At 72.6% G+C, this 7,473-nt stretch carries 5 protein-coding genes; 2 read left to right on the top strand and 3 right to left on the bottom strand.

Going from position 1 to position 7,473, the window contains the following annotated elements:
- Positions 1-254: 254 nt before the first annotated feature.
- Positions 255-2,279: a M23 family metallopeptidase gene (locus ME121_RS32035; protein WP_012319358.1), complete on the top strand. Its 2,025-nt coding sequence runs from the start codon at positions 255-257 to the stop codon at positions 2,277-2,279.
- 16 nt (positions 2,280-2,295) lie between these two features.
- On the opposite strand, the gene gluQRS is transcribed toward ME121_RS32035, so the two are convergent.
- Genes gluQRS through ME121_RS32050 form a run of 3 tightly spaced genes read right to left on the bottom strand, consistent with a single transcriptional unit; the run spans position 2,296 to position 5,534 of the window.
- Complete coding sequence (gene gluQRS / locus ME121_RS32040; RefSeq protein WP_059410274.1) at positions 2,296-3,159, bottom strand: tRNA glutamyl-Q(34) synthetase GluQRS; 864 nt, start codon at positions 3,157-3,159, stop codon at positions 2,296-2,298.
- 16 nt (positions 3,160-3,175) lie between these two features.
- On the bottom strand, positions 3,176-3,457 hold the full coding sequence (locus ME121_RS32045) for a hypothetical protein (protein ID WP_059410275.1): 282 nt from the start codon (positions 3,455-3,457) through the stop codon (positions 3,176-3,178).
- A 46-nt stretch (positions 3,458-3,503) separates the two neighbouring features.
- Positions 3,504-5,534, bottom strand: coding sequence for an ATP-binding protein (locus ME121_RS32050; protein ID WP_059410276.1), 2,031 nt, complete (start codon positions 5,532-5,534; stop codon positions 3,504-3,506).
- A gap of 234 nt (positions 5,535-5,768) precedes the next feature.
- Here ME121_RS32050 and ME121_RS32055 point away from each other — a divergent pair, with 234 nt between their 5' ends.
- Positions 5,769-7,412 carry an FAD-dependent oxidoreductase gene (locus ME121_RS32055; protein WP_012319362.1) on the top strand — a complete coding sequence of 548 codons (1,644 nt, stop codon included), beginning with the start codon at positions 5,769-5,771 and terminating at the stop codon, positions 7,410-7,412.
- Positions 7,413-7,473 lie beyond the last annotated feature (61 nt).

Here is a 7,473-nt window from a genome sequence, read left to right on the forward strand (position 1 = left end):
GCCCTCGGAATCGCCCGTCAACACCCTTTTCGCCGGCCGGTGCGTCGGGCCTGCCCCGAAGCCTCCCGATGGACGATCCGGTGTCCTCTGTACGGGACTGGCGCTCCGCCGCGGCACGCCTCAATCTCGACACGCTGGGCCGTGAGATGAGATCACCGGGCGCGGGTGGCGCGCTCCGGTATGGTCGAGTCCGGCCTCAGTGCCGTGGGTCCTGCAGGGACGCCCGTTCGCCATCGTCTTCTCAGGGCCTTCGAGTGAAGCGCGAGCGACTCAAGATCGGCGATGTGGCCGCCCTTCCCTCGGCCCGCGGTGGGCACGAGCCCCTCGATCATCTCGGCGCGACCGCGACGCAGATCGACCGGCGCGCCGTCAACCTCCGCTGGCTCTGCGCCAGCAGCCTCACGGGCCTGACCGGCGCCGGCCTGATCGCGGCGGCGCTCCACGTGTCTCTTCAGGGCGACGTCTCTTTCGCGGCCATTCCCGAGAAGGCGACCATCATGCCCCGGCCTCAGCCGAGCGAGAGCGGCGCAAACATCGCCCGCAAGGGCGATCGGCTGGTGCGCAACCTCATGATCGCCTCGGCCAAGCAGAGCTTCAAGGCGCCCGTCACGGTCCGCCTCGGCGACCGTGAGATCATCAAGGCCAAGGCCTTCGTGCGGCTGACCACGCCCTTGTCGATGACGACGGGCGTCTACGCCAGCGAGCCTCCCCGCTTCGACCCGATGAAATTCGTCTCCGACGAGCCGCTGGAGCGCGCGCCCGACGCGTCCGCCGACGCGCCCAGCGCCGAAGTCACCGTGGTCAAGCGCGATCTCGCCGACGCCGCCGTCGATGCCAACGCGCCCGCCCTCACCGACGACGACGTCACCGCGCAGGTGGAGGAGGAGCGCCGCATCGCCGCCGAGGCGGGACGCCGCGCCGCCATCCCGATCGCGCCGCAGATCATGCTGTCGCGGACGCTCCAGCAGGGCGCGACCGGAGACGGCGACGGCGCGGCGCCGAAGGAGGCGAACCCGTTCAAGTCGATCGAGGTGCTGGTCGTCCCGGAGAACGTCACCAAGGTCGCCAAGATCGAGTTGAAGGCCAACGAGGCTCCGCTCGTCGAGGAGCGCGATCTCGCGCTGAAGCGCGGCGAGACCGTGGAAACCACGCTGAAGGCCACCGGCTTCGCGAGCGACGACGCCGTCCGCGGCATCGTCGCCGCGCTCGGCGGCAAGACCCGCACGGCTGCCCTCAGCGAGGGCCAGCCGATGCGCGTCCAGATCGCGCCCGGCCCGCGTCCCGGCGATCCCCGGCAGGTCACGCGCGTGGTGCTCTACGGCGAGAACGGGATCGAGGGGATCGCGGCGCTGAACGACCGCGGCGCCTTCGTCTCGGTGGCGCCCCCCGCCGAGGAGGTTCCATCACCCAAGGCGCAGCCTCAGGCGGAGGCCGGCGAGGACGAGGACGAGGATTCCGGCTCCGGGCCGCGCCTGTACCAGAGCCTGTACGAGACGGCCGCGCGCCACGACCTGCCGCGGGCGACCGTCGAGGATATCGTCCGGGTCTTCAGCTACGACCTCGACTTCCAGCGCCGCATCAGCAGCGGCGACGGACTCGACGTCTTCTACAGCACCGACGACGATGCCAGCGCCGATCGTCCGGACCTGCTCTACGCGGCGCTGACGCTCGGCGGCGAGACCCGCAGGGTCTACCGCTTCCAGTCCCCGGACGACGGCACGATCGACTATCTGGACGAGCAGGGCCGGTCGCTGAAGAAGTTCCTGCTGCGCAAGCCGATCGCCGACGGAATCATGCGCTCCGGCTTCGGCTACCGCCGGCACCCGGTCCTGGGCTACGCCAAGCTGCACACGGGCGTCGACTGGTCGAACCCGATCGGCACCCCGATCATGGCGGCCGGCAACGGCGTGGTGATCCGCGCGGAGATGACCTCGGGCTACGGCAACCGGGTCGAGATCCAGCACGTCAACGGCTACGTGACGACCTACAACCACATGTCGCGGTTCGGCCGCGGCATCCGCGAGGGCGTCAAGGTCCGGCAGGGACAGATCGTCGGCTATGTCGGCTCGACCGGCCTGTCCACCGGCGCGCACCTCCACTACGAGGTGATCATCAACGGCCACTTCGTCGACCCGATGAAGATCCGCGTCCCCCGCGGCCGGGAACTCGACGGGCGCCTGCTCGCCGATTTCAAGCGCCAGCGCGAGCAGATCGACGCCACCATGCAGAAGTCGAAGAGCGCCACAGCCCTCGCCCAGCGCGACGCGGCGGTTCGCTGAGGGTGCGCGTCGCCGCTCAGGCGAAGCCGAGCCGGGCGCGGACAGCCTGGGGCGTCGCGCCGGCCTCCCGGAGGTCGGCGAGGGATCGCGAGCCGCGCGACTTGGACAGCTTCTCGCCCCCGGCGTCGAGCAGCAGCGGGTGGTGGCGGTAGCGCGGCACCGGCAGACCGAGCAGGGCCTGGAGGAGCACGTGCAGGTCGGTGGCCGCCTCCAGGTCGCGGCCGCGCACCACGTGGGTGATCCCCTCGACCGCGTCGTCGTGGACCACGGCGAGATGGTAGCTCGTCGGCACGTCGCGCCGGGCGATCACCGCGTCGCCCCAGCGTGTCGGATCCGCCGCGATCCGGTGCGCGCCGGTCCCGTCGAAGGCGACGTAGCCGTGCGTCGGGCCGGCGCGGCGCGTCGCGGCCGCCATGTCGAGCCGCCAGGTATGCGGGTCGCCGCGGGCGATCCGGTCCGCCGCCGCCGCCGGGCCCAGGTGGCGGCAGGTGCCGGGATAGAGGGGCACGCCGTCCGGATCGCGGGGGCTGTCGACGCCCGAGGCGATGCGCGCCCGGATCTGGCCGCGTGAGCAGAAGCACGGATAGGCGAGCCCGCGGCCGATCAGCCCGTCGAGGGCGGCCCGATAGTCCGCCATGTGCCGGGACTGATGCCGCACCGGCTCGGGATAGGTCAGCCCGAGCCAGGCGAGGTCGGTGACGATCCCGTCGACGAAGTCCGGCTTCGAGCGCGCGGGATCGATGTCCTCGATCCGGAGGCGGCAGACGCCGCCCATCCGGGCGGCGAGGTCCGCGTTGAGCAGGGCCGAGTAGGCGTGGCCGAGGTGCAGCCGCCCGTTCGGGCTCGGCGCGAAGCGCAGCACCGGCGCCTCGGCGCTCACGGGCCGGACCGCCGGATCAGCCGTCGCGGCGGTGCAGGCACTGCAGCGCGCCGGGCTGGCAGGCGATCCCGGGCAGCGAGCAGGCCGGCCCCTCCGCCAGGCGCCGGCAGACCGTGCAGCCGTCGCTCCACTCGAGGCAGGCCGGGTCCTCGGCCGCCGAGACCGCCGGCGCCGCGTGCCGCGCGGGCGCCAGGGCGCCGATGAGCACGGTGGCGATCACGAGGAGTGCGGCGCCCCAGGCGGCGAGCGCGCCGCTCGACGAGCGCGGTGCGGGCGGCAGTGGGCTGGCTGTCGACATGGGCGTCCTGTTGGCGCGGGACCCGCCCGCCTGTCAACGCGCGCCCTCAGGCGGCGCGCGCGGACTGCCGCTCCAGCAGCGGCGGCAGCAGCTTCAGGTTCAGCGGCTTGGCCAGGAACCCGTCGAAGCCGGCCGCCCGGGCGGCGGCCTCGTCCTCTCGACCGGCATTCGCGGTCAGCGCGACGAGGTGGAGCCGGTGCGCCCCGCCCGATTCGGCGGCGCGGATCCGCCGGGCGGTCTCGTGCCCGTCGAGGCGGGGCATCCGCACGTCGATCAGCGCGAGGTCGAAGGGGCCGTCCGTCTCCAGACGCGCGAGGGCCTCGAGGCCGTCGGCGGCGTGGACCACCGTGGCGCCGAGCCGCTCCAGGGCCCGGGTCGCCAGCAGGGCGTTGATCGGGTTGTCCTCGGCCAGCAGGACCCGAAGGCTGCTGCCGACGCGCGGCGGCCCCGCCGGCGGGGCCGCCGCGGCCTCGACCGGGCCCGCCGACGCGAGCAGGCGCTCGAACAGGGAGCGCGGCCGGACCGGCTTGATCAGGTAGCCGTCGAAACCCGCCGCGCCGGGGGCCCCGAAGCCGCGCCGGTCGAACGGCGAGAGGAGCACGAGGCTGGTGCGGACCCCGCAGGCGCGCGCCGCGTCGGCGATCTGCCGCACCGCCGTGTCGCCCAGAGCCCGGTCGGCCAGCACCGCGTCGAAGGCCGCGCCCGACAGGGCGTCGAGGCCCGAATCCAGGCTGTCGACGATGACGGTGGCGGCCCCGGCCCGGGACAGGCTGCGGGCGAGGTAGGGGGCCTGGAACGGGGAGTCGGCGACGATCAGGCAGCGCCGCGGGGCGAGCGTCGGCAGCGGCGCGCGCCCGACGCCCTCGGCCCCCGCGACCTCGGCGAGCGGCAGCAGGACCCGGAAGGTCGAGCCCCGCCCGAGGCGCGAGTCCGCCTCGATCCGCCCGCCCATGCGGGTCACGAGCCGCCGCGTGATGGCGAGCCCCAGGCCGGTGCCCTCGTGGCTGCGGCTCGCGCTGCCGTCACCCTGCTCGAACTCCTCGAACAGGATCGGCAGCCTCTCCTCCGGGATGCCCGGGCCGGTATCCGCCACGGCGAGCACGACCTCGCCGCCGGTCCCGGCCCGCGCGAAGCCCAGGCTGACGCCGACGCCGCCGCGCTCGGTGAACTTGATGGCGTTGCCGGCGAGGTTGATCAGGATCTGCCGCACCCGGTCGGCATCGCCCAGCACGGCGGCCGGGAAGTCCTCGGCCACGTCGAGGGCGATCTCGATGCCCTTGTCCTGGGCGCGGGGCGCCAGCAGCTCGACGACCCCCTCGGAGAGCGCCGGCAGGTCGAAGGGCTCGGCCGCGAGGTCGAGGCGCCCGGCCTCGATCCGCGAGAAGTCGAGGACCCCGTCGATCAGGCCGAGCAGCGCCTGGCCGCTGGTGCGGACCGCCTCGACGTAGGTGCGCTGCTCCGGATTCAGCTCGGTCCCGAGCACGAGGTCGGCCATGCCCAGGATGCCGTTGAGCGGCGTCCGCATCTCGTGGCTCACCGTCGCGAGGAAGCGGGATTTCGCGACGCTCGCCGCCTCGGCGCGCTCCAGGGCCGCGTCGCGGCTGCGGATCGCCTCGACCCGCGCGGTCACGTCCCGGCCCGCGCGCAGCCAGTGCGTCGCGTCGCCGTGCGCCACCGGCATCTCCACGAAGGCGAACCAGCGCGCCCGCCCGTCCGCCGTCCGGACCTGCGCCTCCAGGCGGCGGACCCCGTCCGGCCCGATCTCCACGGCGTTCCGGTCGAGGATCTCGAGATCGTCCCGGGAGCCGATCAGCGCGATCGGCTCGCGGCCGAGCAGGCGGGCGAAATCCTCGTTGGCGTAGGTGATGCGTCCGCGGGCATCGCGCTGGACGATGATCTCGGTGGTGGCGGCCACCAGGGCCCGGTAGCGGTCCTCGCTCTCGCTGATCCGCCAGATGCGGTCCTGCAGCCGCTCGGCCTCGCGCTCGGCGCGCCGCGTGCCGAGCAGGCGCCAGAGGCCGAAGGCCAGAGCGGCCGCTGTCAGGAGCGCCAGGACAGGCGCCATCGTGTCGATCATTCCGGCCTCCCCGGCGTCGGGCCGGTTCGCGGCAGGATCGCAGCCGAAGCTGAAGGCGGCGTTGGGAAAGGCCCTTAACCGCCGGTTGCGGACTTTGCGGAGTCTGCGGCGGAGTCTGCGGCGGAGTCCGCGGCGGAGTCCGCGACGCGGCGCGCGCTTAACGGAACCGTGAGGTGATCCGAAAAGCGGCTCGCGAGTTGCCTGCCAGGACGCGGGTCCGGACGGAGACGGCACATGCCCGGTGAGCACTACGACGTCATCATTGTCGGGTCCGGACCCGGCGGCGGCACGATGGCGTGGCGCCTCGCCCAGACGGGCAAGCGCATCCTGCTGATCGAGCGCGGCGACTACCTGCTGCGGGAGCCGCGGAACTGGGACAGTCAGGCGGTGATCGTCGACGGCTACTACCAGGCCAAGGAGACGTGGTACTCCTCGGACGGCAAGAGCTTCCATCCGGGCCTGCACTACTACGTCGGCGGGAACTCGAAGTTCTACGGATCGATCCTCTTCCGCCTCCGCGAGAAGGACTTCGCCGAGATCCGCCACCAGGACGGCGTCGCGCCGGCCTGGCCGGTCGGCTACGACGTGTTCGAGCCGTACTACCAGGCGGCCGAGGAGCTGTTCCACGTCCACGGCCTGCGCGGCGAGGACCCGACCGAGCCCTGGTCGACGAAGCCCTACGCCCATCCGCCGGTGGCGCACGAGCCGCGGATCCAGGAGCTGTTCGACAACCTGAAGCGGGCCGGCCACCACCCGTTCCACCTGCCGGTGGGCGTGCGGCTGGTGGAGAAGGACGGGCGCGCGGTGCCGACCTCGCCCTGCATCAAGTGCGAATCCTTCGACGGCTTCCCCTGCCCCACCAACGGCAAGTCCGACGCGCAGACCATGGTGGTGGACCCGGCCCTGCGCGACTGCCCGAACCTGACGCTGCTCACCCGCACCTACGTCGAGCGCCTCGTCACCGACGCCTCGGGGCGAACCGTCACGGGCGTCGTCGGCACGCGCGACGGCGCGCCGTTCGAGGCCTCGGCCGACATCGTGGTGGTGGCCTGCGGTGCCCTCTCCTCGGCGCTGCTGCTGCTGCGCTCGGCCAGCGACCGGCACCCGAACGGCCTCGCCAACGGGTCGGACCAGGTCGGGCGCAACTACATGCGCCACAACAACTCGACGGTGCTGGCGATCTCGAAGGTCCCGAACCCGACCCGCTTCCAGAAGACGCTCGGCCTCAACGACTTCTACTTCGGCGATCCGGACCCGAAGGACAGCTGGGACTTTCCCCTCGGCCACATACAGATGGTCGGCAAGTCGGACGGGGCCCAGATCCACGGCGAGGGCCTGCCGGGCTTCCTGCAGTGGTTCCCCGACAAACCCTTCGACTGGATCGCGAAGCACTCCGTCGACTTCTGGCTGACCTCCGAGGACGTGCCGCTGCCGCAGAACCGGATCTTCTACAAGGACGGCAAGGTCCATCTCGACCTCACCGAGACGAACGTCGAGGCGCACAAGCGGCTCCGGCACAAGCTGCGCGAGATCTGCAGCTTCACCGACATCCACCCGCACCTGTTCGACCGCTCGCTCTACCTCGGCAAGAACGTCCCGATCGGCGGGACGGCCCACCAGGCGGGGACCCTGCGGTTCGGCGCGGATCCGAGGACGTCGGTGCTCGACACGAACTGCAAGGCGCACGAGCTGGACAACCTCTACGTGACCGACGCCAGCTTCTTCCCGTCGATCGGCGCCGTGAACCCGACGCTGACGATCATCGCCAACGCCCTGCGGGTCGCCGATCATCTCGTCGCCCGGATGGGGGCCCGGGACGCGATCGCGCCGCCCCGGCTCTTCGACCACACCGAGCCGCGGGAGCCGCTGCCGGCCTGAGGATCGGCGGGGCGCGGAGCGCCGCTCTCCCCGGGTCGTCCCGTGGTGCCGGCACCGGACA

Origin of the sequence: Methylobacterium sp. ME121, from assembly GCF_000974725.1 — a bacterium.
Classification (GTDB): Bacteria; Pseudomonadota; Alphaproteobacteria; order Rhizobiales; family Beijerinckiaceae; genus Methylobacterium; species Methylobacterium radiotolerans.